A 16275-nucleotide genomic window follows, 5' to 3' on the forward strand; every position below is an offset into this window, starting at 1 on the left:
TGCCTAGCCTGACAAGCAGGGAAGAAGCGTTCGCGCAGGAGAAGGATGCTCCGCCGCGAACCTGAGCTGGCCGTCAGAGCCGCCGGAGAGCCATGTCTGAGACCGAACCGTTGCGGCCCGCGCCAGCGCGGCTTGCGAAACGCGCGCCGGCTGTCCTGTCGGGGCGCCGCGGCCGAAGCCGGCGGGCCTGACCATGCCCTATCTCGAAACCGGACCGGGCCTGCGCCTGTTCTACACGGTCACCGGTCCGGGCTCCGCGCCGGCGCTGGTCTTCTCCAATTCGCTCGGCACCACGCATCGGATGTGGGACGCCATCGCAAGCGAACTCTCGGCCGAATATCGCTGCGTGCGTTACGACACCCGCGGCCATGGCGGCTCGAACCACGGCCCCTCGCCCTTCGAGATCGCCGATCTTGCCGATGATCTCGCAGCCCTGCTCGATCATCTCGACCTGACGCGCGCCCATGTCGCCGGCCTCTCGCTTGGCGGGATGATCGGCCAGGCCTTTGCCGCGCGGCACCCGGCGCGCCTTGCCGGCCTGACCCTGATGGCGACGACGGCCTATATGCCGACGCGCGAGGCCTGGGAGGAGCGTGCCGGGCTGGTGAGGCGCGACGGCACGCAGGCGATCCTCGCAGCCACGATGCAGCGCTGGTTCACGCCGGGCTTCCGCGACGCCCATCGCAGCGCCACGGACGCGGTGGCCAGCGAATTCGCCGCCATCGACCGGGACGGCTACGCCGCCTGCTGCGAGGCGATCGGCCGGATGGATCTGCGCCCGCTGCTGCCTCGCGTGAACGCTCCGACGACCGTGATCGCCGGCCGCGAGGACCCCGCCACGCCGCTCGCGATGGCGGAGGCCCTGCATTCCGGCATCGCCGGCTCGCGCCTCGTCATGCTCTCGCCCGCAGCCCATCTGCTCGCCATCGAGCAGGCCGAGCGCGTCGCAGCCGAGCTGCGGCGCGATCTCGCCCGTTCATACCCACAAAAATCACAAATCTGAGGAGCGCCCATGTCCAGTCCACCCGCCCGCACGCAAGACATCAAGGACATCATCGATGCAGGCTCGATGACGGGCCGCCGATGGGCCGTCGTCGCACTCTGCTTCGTCATCGCCCTGCTCGACGGCTTCGACACCCAGTCGATCGCCTTCATCGGACCTGCGATCGCGCAGGATTTCGGCATGAAGGCCGCCGACCTGACCTGGGTCATCACCGCCAGCACGATCGGCATGACGCTCGGCGCGATCGGCCTCGGCAGCTTCGGCGACCGCTACGGCCGGCGCAAGGCGATCCTGATCGCCATCTTCCTGTTCGGGGTGTTCTCCCTGATGGGCGCCTACGCCACCTCGCCGACGCAGATCATCGTGCTGCGCTTCCTGATCGGCCTCGGCATGGGCGGGGCGACGCCCTCGCTTCTGGCGCTGGCGGGTGAGTACAGCCCCGCTTCCCGGCGCGGCACGATGATCACCGGCGTGCTGCTCGGCCTGCCGGCCGGCGCCATGCTCGGCGGCCTGATCGCGGCGAGCTGGCTGCCGATCCTGGGCTGGCGCGGAATTTTCCTCGTCGGCGGCATCCTGCCGCTCGGCCTGATGGTCATCACCTATTTCCTGCTGCCGGAATCGCCCGCCTATCTCGTCTCGCGCAAGCAGAACGACAAGCAGGACGAGGCGCGCCGCCTGCTCCGGCAGATGACCGGCCAGCCGATCCCCGACCAGGTCCGCCTCGTCAGCGCCGGCAAGGTCGTCCATGGCGGCTCCATCGCCGGCCTGTTCGAGGCGGGCTATCGCCGCGCCACCATCGCGATCTCCGCCATCTACCTGTTCAACTGGATCGCCTGGTTCCTGCTGCTGCTCTGGCTGCCGACCGCGCTCACCACGCTCGGCCTGGAAAAGGCCCAGGCCGCCTATGGCACCGTCGTCGTCAACGCCGCCTTCATCCTCATGGCCCTGCCGCTTTCGTCCTTCCTGCCGAAGGTCGACCCGCGAAAGCTCCTGATCGGCATGTTCGCCGTCGGGATCGCGGTTGCGCTCGGGCTTGGCTTCGCGGGCGACCGCTGGCCGCTGGTCTTCTCCCTCATCGCGCTCGCCGGCTTCGGCATCGGCGGCCAGCAGCTCGTGCTGAACTACCTGATCTCGAACACCTACCCGACCCAGCTGCGCGCAACCGCCACGGGCTGGGGCATCGGCGTCGGTCGCTCGGGGGCGATCATCGGCTCCGCGATCGGCGGCACGCTGCTGACCGGTGCCGGTCCGTCCGGCTACTTCATGACGCTTGCCATTCCGCTGGTGATCGCGGCGCTGGCGACGCTGATGGTTCGGCCGGCAGTCGGCGCCGCCCTCGCTGCTCCCGTGTCCGCCGCTCCGGCGACCCGGTAAGGCCCATGCGGCTGCGCCCGGCCTAGGCGAAGCCGCAGGAACAACCAGGGGCCGCGACCGCCGAGGGGCAGGTCGCGGCCCCTTTTTCGTGGCGGATGAAAGCCGGTGGTGAAGGCCGCCCTCACGGGGCTCCATACCCCTCGGGTATCAAAATACACCCAATCGATCCTGTTCCCCGGGAAGGGCGCGCCCTAGCCTTTGCTGCAATGAATATGGGAGCGAAACGTGTCTGAAGGACCGCGGATTCAACAGGTCGAGACGATTCTGGTCGATCTGCCGACCATCCGTCCGCACCAGCTGGCGATGACGACGATGCATCGCCAGACCCTGATGATCGTGCGGCTGCACATGTCGGACGGCCTGGTCGGAATCGGCGAAGGCACCACGATCGGCGGCCTGGCCTATGGTCCCGAGAGCCCGGAGGGCATGAAGCTCGCGATCGATACCTATTTCGCGCCGATCCTGCTCGCCAGCGACGCAAGCCGCATCGCCCGGACGATGGCGACCATCGCAGCTTCAGTCCAGGGCAATCATTTCGCCAAATGCGCCGTCGAGACGGCCCTGCTCGATGCGCTCGGCCAGCGTGTCGGCCTGCCGATCTCCGAACTGCTCGGCGGCCGCCAGCATGACCGGCTGCCCGTGGCCTGGACGCTGGCCAGCGGCGACACCGAGCGCGACATCGCCGAAGCCGAGGAGATGCTGGCACGCCGCCGCCACAACATCTTCAAGCTCAAGATCGGCAAGGGTGATCCCGGCGCCAATGTCGCCCATGTCGCTGCGATCAAGCGCGCGCTCGGCGACCGCGCCTCCGTGCGGGTCGACATCAACCAGGCCTGGTCGGAAGCCACCGCGTCGGCGATGCTGCCGGCGCTGGCGGCTGCCGGTGTCGAGCTCATCGAACAGCCTGTCGCCTTCCGCAATCTCGGCGCGCTCGCCCGGCTGGCCCGCGAGACGCCGGTTGCGATCATGGCGGACGAGGCCCTGAACGGTCCCGAAACCGCCTTCGCGATCGCCGCCCAGGCGGGCGCCGACGTGTTCGCGCTGAAGATCGAACAATCCGGCGGGCTCTTCGCCGCAGCCAAGGTGGCCGCGATCGCGGAAGCCGCCGGCATCGGGCTCTATGGCGGGACCATGCTGGAAGGTGGCATCGGCACCGCGGCCTCGGCCCATCTCTTCTCGACCATCGGCAAGCTGGAATGGGGAACGGAACTCTTCGGCCCACTGCTGCTGACCGAGGAGATCCTGGAAACACCACTCGATTATGCCGATTTCGGCCTCACCGTGCCGACGGCGCCGGGGCTCGGCGTAACAGTGTCCGAAGCACAATTGGCCCGCTTCCGGCGCGACCGCACCGAGCGCTCGGTCCATGTGCTGCCACGCGCCAAGACGGGATTGTAAGAACCATGCTGTTCCAGGTTGAAATGGATGTCCGGATTCCGCCCGACCTGCCGGTCGAGACGGCGACCGCACTGAAGGCGAGCGAGCGGGCGCGCGCACAGGAGCTGCAGCGGGTCGGGCTCTGGCGCCATCTCTGGCGTCACGCCGGGCGCTATGCCAACACCAGCATCTTCGATGTCGAGAGCCCGCAGGCCCTGCACGACATCCTCTCCGAACTGCCCCTCTTCCCCTACATGGACGTGAAGGTCACGGCGCTCTGCCGCCATCCCTCATCCGTGCACGACAACGACCGCTGACAAACAACGGCTGCGGCCATGGAAATGGCCGCCAATCATCAAAACACGAGGAACCGCCATGCCCACCAACCTGATCTCCGACGAGGACAAGAAGGATCTCGCTGCGCGCGCGGCCGGGATGGACAATGACAAGGGCGACCCGCGCACCAAGGCCGTCACGGCCCAGTTGCTCTACCGGATCATGCAGGTGATCGACGAGTGCGACGTCTCGATGGACGAATTCTGGGCAGCGGTCGCCTTCATCGGCAGGGCGGCGAAGAATGACGAGCTCGGCCTGCTCGTTCCCGGCATCGTGCTCGAGCATTTCCTCGACCTGCGGCTCGACGAGGCCGAACGCCTTGCCGGCCTCAAGGGCGGCACGATGCGCACCATCGAAGGTCCGCTCTATGTGCCCGGCGCGCCGCTCTCCAAGGGCGAGGCCCGCATGGATGACGGCACCGACCCGGGCGAGATCTTCATCATCGAAGGCCAGGTCACGGATGAGGACGGCAAGCCGATCGCCGGCGCGATCGTCGACCTCTGGCACGCCAATTCGAAGGGCGGCTATTCCTTCATCGATGGCGAGCAGGCGCCCTACAACCTGCGCCGTCGCATCGAGACCGATGAGCAGGGCCGCTATCGCGCCCGCACGATCGTGCCCAACGGCTATGGCTGCCCGCCGGAAAGCGCGACACGCCAGCTGATGACCGCGCTCGGCCGGCATGCGGAACGCCCGGCCCATGTCCACTACTTCATCTCGGCGCCGGGTCACCGCCAGCTGACGACGCAGTTCAACTTCACCGGCGACAAATACCTCTACACGGACTTCGCCTTCGGCACGCGGGACGAACTCGTCGTCACGCTGGACCGCGTCGTCGACGCGGACGCGATCCGCAATGCCGGGCTGAACCGCCCCTTCGCCCGCACGACCTTCGACATCGTGCTGACCAAGGAGCGCGAAGGCGTGCCGCAGACGCAGGTCAGCCGCGCGCACGTCACCGCCGGCTGAGGCCCTCCCCCCGGCGGGCTTTCGCCCGCCGGCCTGACCGGAGACGGTGCGCAACCGTCCAGTCCCCGCCCTCATGGCGGCATTTTCCCGGAGATGACCATGTCCCAGCCATCCACGCGCGGCCTCCGGTTCGAAGGCCGCAGCCTCGTCGTCACCGGCGCGGCGCAGGGCGTCGGCAAGCAGGTGGCGCTGGATGCGGCCGCCGAAGGGGCAAGGCTGACGATCGTCGATCGCTCGGCCATCATCCAGGAGGTCGCAGAGGAGATCACCGCGGCTTACGGGCCGGGACGCGTCGTCGCCCTGGAGGAGGATCTCGAAACCTTCGCCGGGAATGAGCGGGTGATGGCCCGGGCGAAGGAAAGCCACGGCGCCATCGACGTGCTGGTGACCAATGTCGGCGGCGCGATCTGGATGCGGCCTTTCCAGGAATTCGACGAGAACCAGATCGTCGCCGAGATCAACCGTTCGTTGTTTCCGACCTTGTGGGGCTGCCGCACCGTGCTGCCGATCATGCTGGAACAGGGCCGGGGCGCGATCGTCAACGTCTCCTCGATTGCGACCAAGGGCATCAACCGCATTCCCTATTCCGCGGCCAAGGGCGGCGTGAACGCGCTGACCGCTGCGCTCGCCTTCGAACTCGCGGGCACGAATATTCGCGTCAATGCGGTCGCCCCCGGTGGGGTCACCGCTCCGCCGCGCCGGATTCCGCGGGGAACCGACGCGCTGACCGAGACCGACAAGCAGTGGATGCAGCAGGTCGTCGACCAGACGCTCAGGGCCTCGCATCTCGGCCGCTACGGAGAGCTCGGCGAGATCGCCGCCGCCATCCTGTTCCTGGCCTCCGACGATGCCTCCTATATCAACGGAACCGTGCTTCCGGCCGGCGGCGGCGACCAGGGATGACAGACAGCATGACCACTTCTCCCGTCGTGGTGGCGGTCGCCATCACCGGCTCCGTGCCGCGCAAGAAGGACAATCCGAACCTGCCCGTGCTGCCGGCCGAGCAGATCGCCTCGACCCGCGCCGCCTTCGAGGCGGGCGCCAGTCTCGTCCATATCCATGTCCGCCATGACGACGAGACGCCCTCCTCCGATCCGGAGCGCTTCGCTGAGGTGCAGGCCGGCATTCGCCAGGCCTGCCCGGGCATGATCGTGCAGTTCTCGACCGGGGGCCGTGGACGCGACCCCGCCGCGCGGGGCCTCAGCCTCGTGCATCGCCCGGACATGGCCTCGCTTTCGACGGGCTCCGTGAATTTTCCGACGATCGTCTACGAGAACCCGACGAGCCTGGTGAACGATCTCGCAGCGCGGATGCAGGAGCATCGGATCGCACCGGAGATCGAGATCTTCGACCTCTCGCATCTTCATGCGGCGCGCCGCCTGATCGACGAGGGGCTGATCGGACCGCGCCCGCATATCCAGTTCGTGATGGGCGTCCGGAATGCGATGCCGGCCGACGAGGTGCTGCTCGACATCCTGCTCACCGAGACCAAGCGGATCATTCCCGGCGCGACCTGGACAGCCGCCGGCATCGGGCGCGACCAGATGCGGGTGATGGACTGGGCGCTGGCCCGCGGCGCGGACGCCGTCCGCACCGGGCTGGAGGACAATATCCGGATCAGCAAGGACCGGCTTGCGACCGGCAATGCCGAGCTGGTCAGCCTCGCCGTCGAGCTGATCGCCCGCCACGGCCGCCGGCCGGCAACGCCCGCCGAGGCCCGCGCCATTCTGAACCTCGAACCGGCTTGAAGCGGCGGGACAAGTCACGCGACGACGGACGCCCGCAGTCCATCACAGAACCGATGACATCCCGCCATCGACATAGATGATCTGGCCGTTGACGTAATCCGATGCCGATGAGGCCAGGAACACGGCGGCCCCGACAAGCTCCTCCGGCTTGCCCCAGCGTCTGGCCGGCGTCCGGCCCTTGACCCAGGCGTCGAAGCTCGGGTTGTCGATCAGGGCCTGGTTCATGTCGGTGATCATGTAGCCCGGGCCGATCGCGTTGGCCTGGATGCCATGCTCGGCCCATTCCGCCGCCATGGCCCGCGTCAGCATCTTGATGCCCCCCTTGGCGACCGTATAGGGCGCGACCGTCGCGCGGGCGAGTTCGCTCGTCAGGGAGCCAATATTGACGACCTTGCCATGACCGCGCGCGATCATGCGCCTGGCCGCCTCGCGCCCGATCATGAAGGCCGAGGTCAGGTTGGTGTCGATAACGCGCTGCCAGTCCGCAGTGGCGAGCTCGACCATCGGCTTGCGGAACTGGATGCCGGCATTGTTGACGAGGATATCGACTGCGATGCCCGCGGCATCGAAGCCGTCGAAGGCCCGCAGGATCTCGGGCTCGTTGGTCACGTCGAATGGTGCCGCATCCGCCTGGTGGCCGGCCGCCTGGAACTCCGCGACGGCCTGCGCGACGCGCTCAGGGTCGGTGCCGTTGATCAGGATGCGGGCGCCTGCAACGGCCAGTCCTTCCGCCATGGCGCGGCCGAGCCCACGCGAGGAGCCTGTCACCAGCGCGGTCTTGCCGGTGAGATCGAAAAGAGGGTTGCTCATGGTCAGCGACCTTACAGGCTGGAACGGCGAACGGTGAGGTCCGCGCGCTCGAAGACGGCGGGAAGCAGTTCGACGCCGAGCCCCGCCCCTTCCATCGGCAGGACATAACCGTCCTTGATCACCGGCATGGTGTCGACGAGCTCCTTGTACCAGCCGGTATAGAAGGCGCGCACCGATTCCTGGATCAGCGTGTTGGGCTGGCTGAAGGAGGCATGGATCGCGGCGATGAAGCCGACCGGGCCGATGCAGTCATGGGGGGCGAAGGGGCGGTGATAGGTCTCCGCCATGGCGGCGATCTTGCGACCTTCGGTCAGCCCGCCGGTCCAGCACAGGTCGGCCATGACGATGTGCATGGCGTCGCGGTCGAGCATGTCCTTGTAGGGAAACCGCGAGCCCAGCGTCTCGCTGGCGCAGACCGAGACCGTGGTCGAACGGGCGTATTCGGCCAGGGCCTGCGGCGAGTTCATCCGGATCGGATCCTCGTACCAGGTCGGGCTGTAGGGTTCGAGAGCGCGGGCGATCTTGATCGCGGTCGGCAGGTTCCAGAGGGAATGGAACTCGACCATGATCTCCATCTTGTCGCCGACCGCCTTGCGGATCTTCTCGAAGGGCTCGATCGCCTTCCGCATCTGGTCAGGCGTGATGAAAAGCCCCTGATTTTCGATCGCTGGCGGGTCGAACGGCCAGATCTTCATGGCCGTGATGCCGCTTTCGAGCAGGCTTTCGGCGACGGCATCGGCACGGTTCATGAAGCCGTCAAGATCCTCATAGGGACCTGATGCATCCCCCAGGTTCCAGGTCGAGACCGGCTTGATGTTCTGCGAGCGGACATATTTGTACCCCGCACAGGTATTGTAGATGCGCTGCCTGTCACGACAGAGGCCGCCGAGCATCTGGTGCACCGGCTGGCCGCAAACCTTTCCGAAGACGTCCCACAACGCGATATCGACCGCCGAGGTCGCACGCGACTCGACGCCGGTCGAGGCCTGCGCCATCGGCAGGTTCGTCATCTCCTTGTGCAGCGCCTCGATATGCAGCGGGTTCTTGCCGAGCAGCCGCATGGCGAGCGTGTCGTGCAGATGCGCCTCGACGGCCCCTGCCCCATAAAAGGTCTCGCCGAGACCGATGATGCCCGCATCGGTATGGACGCGAACCCACAGGACATTGGCGAATTCTTCGGTCCGCAACGTCTCGATGGCGGTGATCTTCACGGCCTGCCTCCCTGGCGGCTGGCGCTCTTCACCGGGTTTCTTGCCGGGGAACGCCCTGGTTGAGTGCCGAACAGACGAGCCCGATGACGGCCCCGCCCCCTCGAAACGAGGCGACCATAGGAGTGCTTGTAAAATATCACAACATGTTTATGGTCGACGCCAAGATGGATCCGTTCAACGAGTTCCACGACTGAGGAGACGGGACATGGCCAAGCGCCCAAGCCGCCCGCGGCTGGTCGCAGAGGGTGAGACGAGCGCGCCGCCACGGCGTAATCGCATCAATCTCTTCGAACTCGCCTATCACCGGATTGAGGAACTGCTCGTCAAATGCGAGCTGGCGCCCGGCCGCTTTCTCGCCATGCAGGACCTGCAGGACCTGACCGGCTTCGGCCGCACCCCGGTGCATCATGCCGTCAACCGTCTCGCCGCCGACACGCTGATCATCATCCGCCCGCGTCATGGCCTGCAGGTCGCGCCGATCGACCTCGCCCGTGAACGTGTGCTGCTGCATCTGCGCCGCGACATCGAGCGCTTCGTCATCCGCCTCGCGGCAGAACGGGCCGGCCCCTCGCATCGCAACCAGATGCTGCACATGGAACGCCTGCTGCGAGAGAAACGCGACGGGCTGACGCTTGCCGAGTTCAATGCGCTCGATCGCAGGATCGACCAGATGGTGCTGGCCGCCGCGGGCGAGCCGTTCCTCGAACACACGCTGCGCCCGCTGCACACCATCTTCCGGCGCATCGGCTTCATCTACCACAGCTATATGGCCGAGAAGACCACGCTCGACGGTACGATCGATCACCATCTCGCCGTGCTGAACGCGATCGCAACCCGCCATGCCGAACGCGCAGTCGCGGCCTCCGATGCGCTGATCGAATTCGTCGACAGCATGTTCGACGAGATGGAGGCGCGCATCGACCCTTCTTTACTCGATTGCAGCGTCGAGCCCCTGCTCGGCGCCTGAAACGCAACAGGCCAGTGGACCCCATGCGCATCATCTTCCATGGCGAGAACGCCGCCTCCTTCAGCTCCGGCTTTGCCGAACTCGTCGGCCCGGGAGCCGATATTCGCATCCTGCCGGACGGGCTCGGCATCGGCGCCGACCAGCAGGCCTATGCGCAGGCCGACGTCATCATCGGCGTGAAGTTCGATGCCAGTCTGCCGATCCCGTCAGGGCTCAAGCTCTTCCACGTGCCGGGCGCCGGCTATGACGCGGTCGACCTGGCCTTGCTGCCGGCTCCCGCTAATGTCTGCAACTGCTTCGGCCACGAGCAGGCGATCGCGGAATATGTCATGAGCGCGCTGCTCGCCCGGCATATCCCTCTGGCGGATGCCGACGCGAAGCTGCGCCGCGGCGACTGGGCCTATTGGGCCGGCTCGCCTGCGCGCGTCCATGGCGAGATCGCCGGCAAGACCATCGGCCTGCTCGGCTTCGGCCATATCGGCAAGGCGATCGCGCGGCGCGCCAAGGCCTTCGAGATGAAGGTTCATGTCGCCAATCGCAGCGCTGTCCCGATCTCCGATCTCGTCGACCGCGCCTTCACGCTCGATCGGCTGGAGGAATTCTGGGGCTCGGCCGACGCCATCGTGGTCTCCGTGCCGCTGACGCCGGAAACGAATGGCCTCGTCGGCGCCGCCGCCTTCGCAGCGATGCGCCGCGACGCGCTGATCTTCAATGTCGGGCGCGGCCCGACGATCGACGAGACGGCGCTGTTCGAGGCCCTGAAGGACAAGCGCATCGGCGGGGCGGTGATCGACACCTGGTATCGCTACCCGAGCGCGGCCGCTGCCAATCCGCTGCCTTCCGAGCTGCCTTTTCACGAGCTGCCGAACATCGTGATGACCCCGCATATGTCGGGCTGGACGAGCGGGACGATCTGGCGCCGCCAGCAGACCATCGCCGACAACATCAAGCGCAGCTTCGCCGGGGAACCCCTCGTCAATCTCGTACGGGAGGCGCGCCAGACTGCCTGAACGACCACGCCTGCTCACCTCTCAACGAACCGGACGCCACGAAGCCGGTCGCCAACGAAGCAGATCGCAACAAGGAAACGCACCATGAGCCTGTTCAAGAATCTCAGAATGATCGGGATGCTGTTTGCGCTGGGCGCCGGCGCGCTCGCGGCCGGTCATGCCTCGGCCCAGTCGGTCACGGATATCATCAAGCGCGGCAAGGTCCGCGTCGGCGTGCTGATCGGCGCGCCACCCTATGGCTCCGTCGACTCGCAGGGCAACGCGATCGGCTACGATGCCGACGTCACCGCCCTGATCGGCAGATATCTCGGATTGCCCGTCGAGATCGTCCAGCTTACGCCGCCGGCCCGCATTCCTGCCCTCGAGGCCGGCAAGGTCGACTTCCTCGTCGCGACGCTGGCGCCGACACCGGAACGCGCCAAGGCGGTGATGTTCACCATCCCCTACAGCGCCTTCCAGACCGGCATCTACGCCAAGAAGGGCACGCCTATCAAAGACTGGGCCGATCTCAAGGGCCGCAAGGTCGGCGTCAATCGCGGCTCCAGCGTCGAGCGGGAATTCACCAATCGCGAGAAGGAGCTCAACCTCACGATCCTGCGCTTCGAGGATGACGCGACCACGATGCAGGCGCTGTTCTCCGGGCAGGTCGAAGCGATCGCCGGCCCCGACGCGCAGGCGAACGCCGCGATCAAGGCGCGCGGCGAAACCGAGACCGAGCTCAAGTTCGTCTTCGGCATGCAGCCGAACTCGATGACCGTTCGCAAGGACGCCTATGAGCTGAAGCAGTGGCTCAACAACATGATCTACTACATCAAGCAGAACGGCGAACTGAACGCGATCTCCGAGAAGTGGGTCGGCGGTCCGCTGCCGCCTCTGCCAACCTTCTGATCCGTTTCGCATCGTCCCGCTGCGCAGATCCTGCGCGGCGGGTCTCGCGCCAGACTGACGAGGGATCATGTCGCTCCAGTTCGAATCCGTCCTCGCCGAAACCGACATCATCCTTGACGGGATCATGCTGACGATCGGCCTGTCTGCCAGCGCGATCCTGCTGGGCCTGATCTTCGCGGTGCTGCTTGTCGCGCTGCGCACACTGGCGGGCCGCTGGGCCGGCATCGCCGTCGATTGTTATGTCGAGTTGATGCGCAACACACCGTTCCTGGTGCAGCTCTTCATGATATTCTTCGGCCTGCCGCTGGTCGGCATCCGCATGTCGGGCACCCAGGCCGCCCTGTTGGCCATGACGCTAAACCTTGCCGCCTATGCGACGGAGATCATCCGCGCCGGCGTCGACTCCATTCACAAATCGCAGCTCGAGGCCGGCCTTTCGCTCGCGCTCAGCAAGCGCCAGGTCTTCCAGTACGTCGTGCTGCAACCGGCCTTCGCCCGGGTCTGGCCGGCGCTGTCGAGCCAGTTCGTGCTGATGATGCTGGCATCGAGCATCTGCTCCTTCATCTCGGTGCAGGAACTCTCGGGCGCCGCGGCCATCATCGAGCAGCGGACCTTCCGCAGTTTCGAGACCTACATCATCGTCACCGTGATCTACCTGCTCCTGGCGCTGAGTCTGAAGGTCTTCCTGCTCTGGCTCGGCCAGCGGCTCTTCGCGCCGGTCTCCGGGCTCGCCCGCGTCGATGCCAAGGCGGAGGCAGCCTGATGACAACATTCGGCCTCCCCGAAGCGCTTTTCATCCTGCGCGCCGCCGGCTGGACGCTGGTGCTGACCAGCGTCGCCTTCATCCTCGGCGGGCTGATCGGCGGCGTCTTCGCGATCATGCGGCTCTCGCAGGTCGCCGCGCTGCGCCGCTTCGCCGCCGGCTACATCCTGGTCGTCCAGTCGATCCCGGTGCTGATGGTTCTGTTCATGAGCTATTACGGGCTCTCGGCGATGGGCGTAGAACTGCCGCCCTTCCTGGCGGCTGCTGCCTCGCTCTCGATCTATGTCTCGGCCTATCTGGCCGAGATCTGGCGCGGCTCGATCCAGTCCGTCCCCTTCCAGCAATGGGAGGCCTCGGCCTCGCTCGCGCTGACGCGCGGCCAGCAGTACCGCTACATCATCCTGCCGCAGGCGATCCGCATCTCGCTGCCGCCCACCGTCGGCTTTCTCGTCCAGCTCGTGAAGAACACCTCGATCGTCTCGGTCGTCGGCTTCGTCGAACTCTCGCGCGCCGGCCAGCTCGTCAACAACGCGACCTTCCAGCCTTTCCAGATCTTCACGCTGGTCGCGCTGATCTATTTCGCGATCTGCTTCCCCTTGTCCCGGCTCAGCCGCCATCTCGAACAGGTGATGAATGCCAGCCGTTCTCATTGACGACGTCCACAAGCGCTTCGGCAATCTCGAGGTCCTCAAGGGCGTCTCCCTCACCGTCGAACCCGGGCAGGTCGTCGCCCTGATCGGCCGCTCCGGCTCGGGCAAGAGCACGCTGCTGCGCTGTATCAACGGGCTGGAGGCGATCCAGTCCGGCCGCATCGAGGTCGCCGGACATGTCGTCGACCAGGATCCGAAACACTTGCGCGAATTGCGCAAGGATGTCGGCATCGTCTTCCAGAGCTACAACCTGTTCCCGCACCTGACCGTCTCCCAGAACATCATGCTCTCGCCGCGGATCACGCAGAATGTGCCCCAGGCGCAGGCCGAGACACTGGCGCGCGAGGTGCTCACGCAAGTCGGCCTGTCCGAGAAATTCGACAGCTATCCCGACAATCTCTCCGGGGGGCAGCAGCAGCGCGTCGCCATCGCCCGTTCGCTTGCGATGCGGCCGAAGGTGATGCTGTTCGACGAGGTGACCTCCGCGCTCGATCCGGAACTGACCGGCGAGGTTCTGCTGGTGATGGAAAAGCTCGCCAAGGGCGGCATGACCATGCTGCTCGTCACCCATGAGATGAACTTCGCCCGCAACGTCGCCAGCACGACGATCTTCATGCATCAGGGCAAGATCTGGGAGAGCGGGCCGTCACGGGAGCTCTTCTCCAACCCGCAGACGCCGGAGCTGCGCAACTTCGTCAGCGCCGGCGCGCATTGACGGCCTTGGCCCCACAGCTTGCGGAAGGGGCCATGGCCGGACCTGGTCGCTGCCGGAGGAAAAGCCTGCTTGCCGCAGATAGGCCTGGGAGATGACGCCTCGCATCAAGCGAATCGACCAGCCGCTCCTCGATCTTTCCAGTCCTCGTCCGGCGGTGGGCCCCAGTCCTTCAGGACGCAGCTATAGACGGCGCTCGCCTCGAAAGGATAGCGCGCCTCCATCTCCGGCGTCAGGGTCAGGCCGAGGCCGGGCGCGGTCGGGAGCAGCAGCCGGCCGTTGTCGATCCGGCCCTGATCACCGATCATCTCCCGGCCGAGCGGGAAATCGAGCATGGGGAATTCCACCAGCTTGCCGCCGCCGGCAAAGGCGGCGTGGTAATTCGTCATGATCGCGGCTGCTCCGCCCCAGGCATGCACGACGACTTCGACCGGGAGCTCGTCCGCGGCGGCAAAAATCTCCATCACCGCGCTGAGACCGCCGATCACCGAGGCGTCGGGCTGGACGAAGGCATAGGCGCCGGCGCGCATGCGCTCGATCATCTCCTTCGGCGTCGTGATGATCTCGCCGCCGCAGACCGGCACGTCGATGCGCCGGCGCAGCTCGCGGAAGGCCTCGGGGCTGTCGGGGCCGACGGCCTCTTCAAGGAACAGCATGCGCTCGGCCGTCCCCGCATGCACCGCCTCGACGAAGGCGACGACGTCATCCACCGGCTGCGGCGGATCGGCCAGGTTCTGGCACATGTCGACGCCGACCCTTATGCCGCGCCTGGCCGCTTCCTCCAGCACCCAGACGGTCCGCCAGATATCAGCCTTGAGCGAGCGGATCTTGTAGATCTTGATGCCCTTCGCGCTTAGCAGGTCGAACTCGCGAATGAACTGGTGCTTCGCGTCGCAGCAGCCGCCACTGCCATAGATCTGGATGGCATCGCACCTGGCGCCACCGAGCAGCTCATGCACCGGCAGGCCGAGGCTCTTGCCCCTGGCGTCCTGCAAGGCGGCCTCGAAGGCGCTGATGACATGGCGCGCCGCGCCCTGGAGCGACCAGTAATCGCAGAGCGAACGCAGGTCCCTGACCCGGCGTGGAATGTCGAAGCCATCCTTGCCCAGCATCAGCGGCGTGCAGAGATCGACGATAGCCTGGAAGACCAGCGGCGCGAACACGGCGATATAGCCTTCGCCGAGGCCGGTCACGCCATTGTCCAGCGTGACCTCGACCATGCCGATCGTGCGCTTCGGCCCGTTCGGGAAACAGGCCCTGATCTCGCGCTCATCGGCATCGGCATAGGGCGAACTGAGCAGGACGCAGCGAACCCCGGTGATCTCAGGCATGGCACTCCCTCGCTTCGGTACCGGTCAGGGCATGGTGGGGTTCAGCGCGCGTCCATGATCTCGGGCATCATGCGCCGGGCGATCGGCCTCAGCCGCTCCGCCTCGGCCGCATCGATCCAGCGATAGGGCCGGCGCAGGCGCGGGCCGACGGGGGCCCAATTGCCGATGGCGGCGAGCAGCTTGTCGAGCGCGGCGTTGGAATAGCCATGGTCGCGCCGGAACGGCAGGATATGGGCGTCCATGAAAGCGCAGATGCGCTGCTCGATCTCGCGGGCGCCCCCGATATCGCTCAGCATCATCTCGGTCCAGGCTTGCGCTCCGCGCGGGCTGAGGCAGGCGACATTCGAGAAAGCGCCGGCAGCGACGCCGGCCTCGACGCCGGTCGCAAGATGGTGGCCGGGCAGGTAGAGCGCCCAATCGTCCAGATGCGTCTGCGCCTCGGCGTACCAGGCCGCATCGCCATCGGCGAGCTTGATGCCGACGACCTGCGGCACCTGCGTCAGAACGGCCGCGAGCGTGGCCGGCGACAGGACACGCTTCGCATGCGGCGGGTTGTAGAGCACGAGCTTGATGTCTCCAGCGACCTCGGCGGCCATCTGCAGGAAGTCCACCGCTTCGGGATCGCTGACCGGCCACCAATCCGGCAAGATCACCTGGATTCCGTCCGGCGCATGCGCCGCGGCGCGTCTCAGCCGCTCAAGCGCGACGCTCGGATCGGGCTGGCAGGCGCCAATCACGAAGGGCATGTTCGCGCGGCTGCAGCGCTCGGCCAGCACGCGCTGGATCGCGTCGAACTCGGCCTCGGTCTGGTTGTGGCATTCCCCGGCCGTGCCATTCGAATAGATGCCGTCGACCCTGGCGGCGATCAGAACATCGATCTCGTCGGCGAGCCGCGACAGATCGATCCGCCCATCGGGCTCGATCGGCAGCAGCAAGGTCGCCCAGTTGCCGCGGAGCGAGCCCCACCTGCCCGGCCGGTCGAGCTTTCCCGCCATCGTCGCATCCCCTCAAGTCGTCTTGTTGACTTCACGGATATCCTACAAGTAGATATCGCTCAACAACCGGATGGAAGCCCGGCTGCGCTCTCGGGCGCGGCGTGGGTTACCCGCCACAGGAGAGGTCGAAG

Annotated in this window: 17 protein-coding genes; 13 read left to right on the plus strand and 4 right to left on the minus strand. The window is 66.5% G+C overall.

What is annotated here, in order from left to right:
- Positions 1-193: 193 nt before the first annotated feature.
- The 7 genes from pcaD (at position 194) to BIWAKO_RS00450 (ending at position 6807) form a co-directional block, all read left to right on the plus strand.
- Positions 194-1003 carry a 3-oxoadipate enol-lactonase gene (gene pcaD, locus BIWAKO_RS00420; RefSeq protein WP_069876828.1) on the plus strand — a complete coding sequence of 270 codons (810 nt, stop codon included), beginning with the start codon at positions 194-196 and terminating at the stop codon, positions 1001-1003.
- A gap of 9 nt (positions 1004-1012) precedes the next feature.
- Positions 1013-2377, plus strand: coding sequence for an MFS transporter (locus BIWAKO_RS00425; protein WP_201788600.1), 1365 nt, complete (start codon positions 1013-1015; stop codon positions 2375-2377).
- A gap of 225 nt (positions 2378-2602) precedes the next feature.
- Positions 2603-3775, plus strand: a complete 1173-nt coding sequence (locus BIWAKO_RS00430; protein ID WP_069876830.1) for a muconate/chloromuconate family cycloisomerase — start codon at positions 2603-2605, stop codon at positions 3773-3775.
- Positions 3776-3780: 5 nt separating this feature from the next.
- Positions 3781-4071, plus strand: coding sequence for a muconolactone Delta-isomerase (gene catC, locus BIWAKO_RS00435; RefSeq protein WP_069876831.1), 291 nt, complete (start codon positions 3781-3783; stop codon positions 4069-4071).
- Between the two features lie 58 nt (positions 4072-4129).
- The gene (locus BIWAKO_RS00440) at positions 4130-5059 is read left to right on the plus strand and encodes a dioxygenase family protein (protein ID WP_069876833.1); all 930 of its coding nucleotides are present in this window, start codon (positions 4130-4132) and stop codon (positions 5057-5059) included.
- Positions 5060-5158: 99 nt separating this feature from the next.
- A complete protein-coding gene (gene benD, locus BIWAKO_RS00445) occupies positions 5159-5962 on the plus strand; it encodes a benzoate diol dehydrogenase BenD (RefSeq protein WP_069882038.1) in 804 nt (267 codons plus the stop codon).
- Positions 5963-5970: 8 nt separating this feature from the next.
- On the plus strand, positions 5971-6807 hold the full coding sequence (locus BIWAKO_RS00450; RefSeq protein WP_244523328.1) for a 3-oxoadipate:acetyl-CoA acetyltransferase: 837 nt from the start codon (positions 5971-5973) through the stop codon (positions 6805-6807).
- Between the two features lie 42 nt (positions 6808-6849).
- Here BIWAKO_RS00450 and BIWAKO_RS00455 read toward each other — a convergent pair whose 3' ends face one another.
- Positions 6850-7617, minus strand: coding sequence for an SDR family oxidoreductase (locus tag BIWAKO_RS00455; protein WP_069876836.1), 768 nt, complete (start codon positions 7615-7617; stop codon positions 6850-6852).
- A gap of 11 nt (positions 7618-7628) precedes the next feature.
- Positions 7629-8828: a mandelate racemase/muconate lactonizing enzyme family protein gene (locus tag BIWAKO_RS00460; RefSeq protein ID WP_069876838.1), complete on the minus strand. Its 1200-nt coding sequence runs from the start codon at positions 8826-8828 to the stop codon at positions 7629-7631.
- Between the two features lie 205 nt (positions 8829-9033).
- On the opposite strand from BIWAKO_RS00460, the gene BIWAKO_RS00465 reads away from it, so the two are divergent.
- The 6 genes from BIWAKO_RS00465 (at position 9034) to BIWAKO_RS00490 (ending at position 13821) form a co-directional block, all read left to right on the plus strand.
- The gene (locus BIWAKO_RS00465; RefSeq protein ID WP_069876839.1) at positions 9034-9795 is read left to right on the plus strand and encodes a GntR family transcriptional regulator; all 762 of its coding nucleotides are present in this window, start codon (positions 9034-9036) and stop codon (positions 9793-9795) included.
- Between the two features lie 23 nt (positions 9796-9818).
- Complete coding sequence (locus BIWAKO_RS00470) at positions 9819-10805, plus strand: 2-hydroxyacid dehydrogenase (protein WP_069876841.1); 987 nt, start codon at positions 9819-9821, stop codon at positions 10803-10805.
- A gap of 84 nt (positions 10806-10889) precedes the next feature.
- On the plus strand, positions 10890-11693 hold the full coding sequence (locus BIWAKO_RS00475; RefSeq protein WP_069876843.1) for a transporter substrate-binding domain-containing protein: 804 nt from the start codon (positions 10890-10892) through the stop codon (positions 11691-11693).
- 67 nt (positions 11694-11760) lie between these two features.
- A complete protein-coding gene (locus BIWAKO_RS00480) occupies positions 11761-12456 on the plus strand; it encodes an amino acid ABC transporter permease (protein ID WP_069876844.1) in 696 nt (231 codons plus the stop codon).
- Positions 12456-13109: an amino acid ABC transporter permease gene (locus BIWAKO_RS00485; protein WP_069876846.1), complete on the plus strand. Its 654-nt coding sequence runs from the start codon at positions 12456-12458 to the stop codon at positions 13107-13109. Before BIWAKO_RS00480 ends, BIWAKO_RS00485 begins: the two co-directional genes overlap by 1 nt.
- Positions 13090-13821 carry an amino acid ABC transporter ATP-binding protein gene (locus tag BIWAKO_RS00490; protein ID WP_069876848.1) on the plus strand — a complete coding sequence of 244 codons (732 nt, stop codon included), beginning with the start codon at positions 13090-13092 and terminating at the stop codon, positions 13819-13821. The genes BIWAKO_RS00485 and BIWAKO_RS00490 overlap by 20 nt, the downstream gene beginning before the upstream one ends.
- A gap of 104 nt (positions 13822-13925) precedes the next feature.
- On the opposite strand, the gene BIWAKO_RS00495 is transcribed toward BIWAKO_RS00490, so the two are convergent.
- On the minus strand, positions 13926-15149 hold the full coding sequence (locus BIWAKO_RS00495) for a mandelate racemase/muconate lactonizing enzyme family protein (RefSeq protein ID WP_069876849.1): 1224 nt from the start codon (positions 15147-15149) through the stop codon (positions 13926-13928).
- 41 nt (positions 15150-15190) lie between these two features.
- Positions 15191-16144, minus strand: coding sequence for a dihydrodipicolinate synthase family protein (locus BIWAKO_RS00500; RefSeq protein WP_069876851.1), 954 nt, complete (start codon positions 16142-16144; stop codon positions 15191-15193).
- Positions 16145-16275 lie beyond the last annotated feature (131 nt).

The organism is Bosea sp. BIWAKO-01, from assembly GCF_001748145.1.
Classification (GTDB): Bacteria; Pseudomonadota; Alphaproteobacteria; order Rhizobiales; family Beijerinckiaceae; genus Allobosea.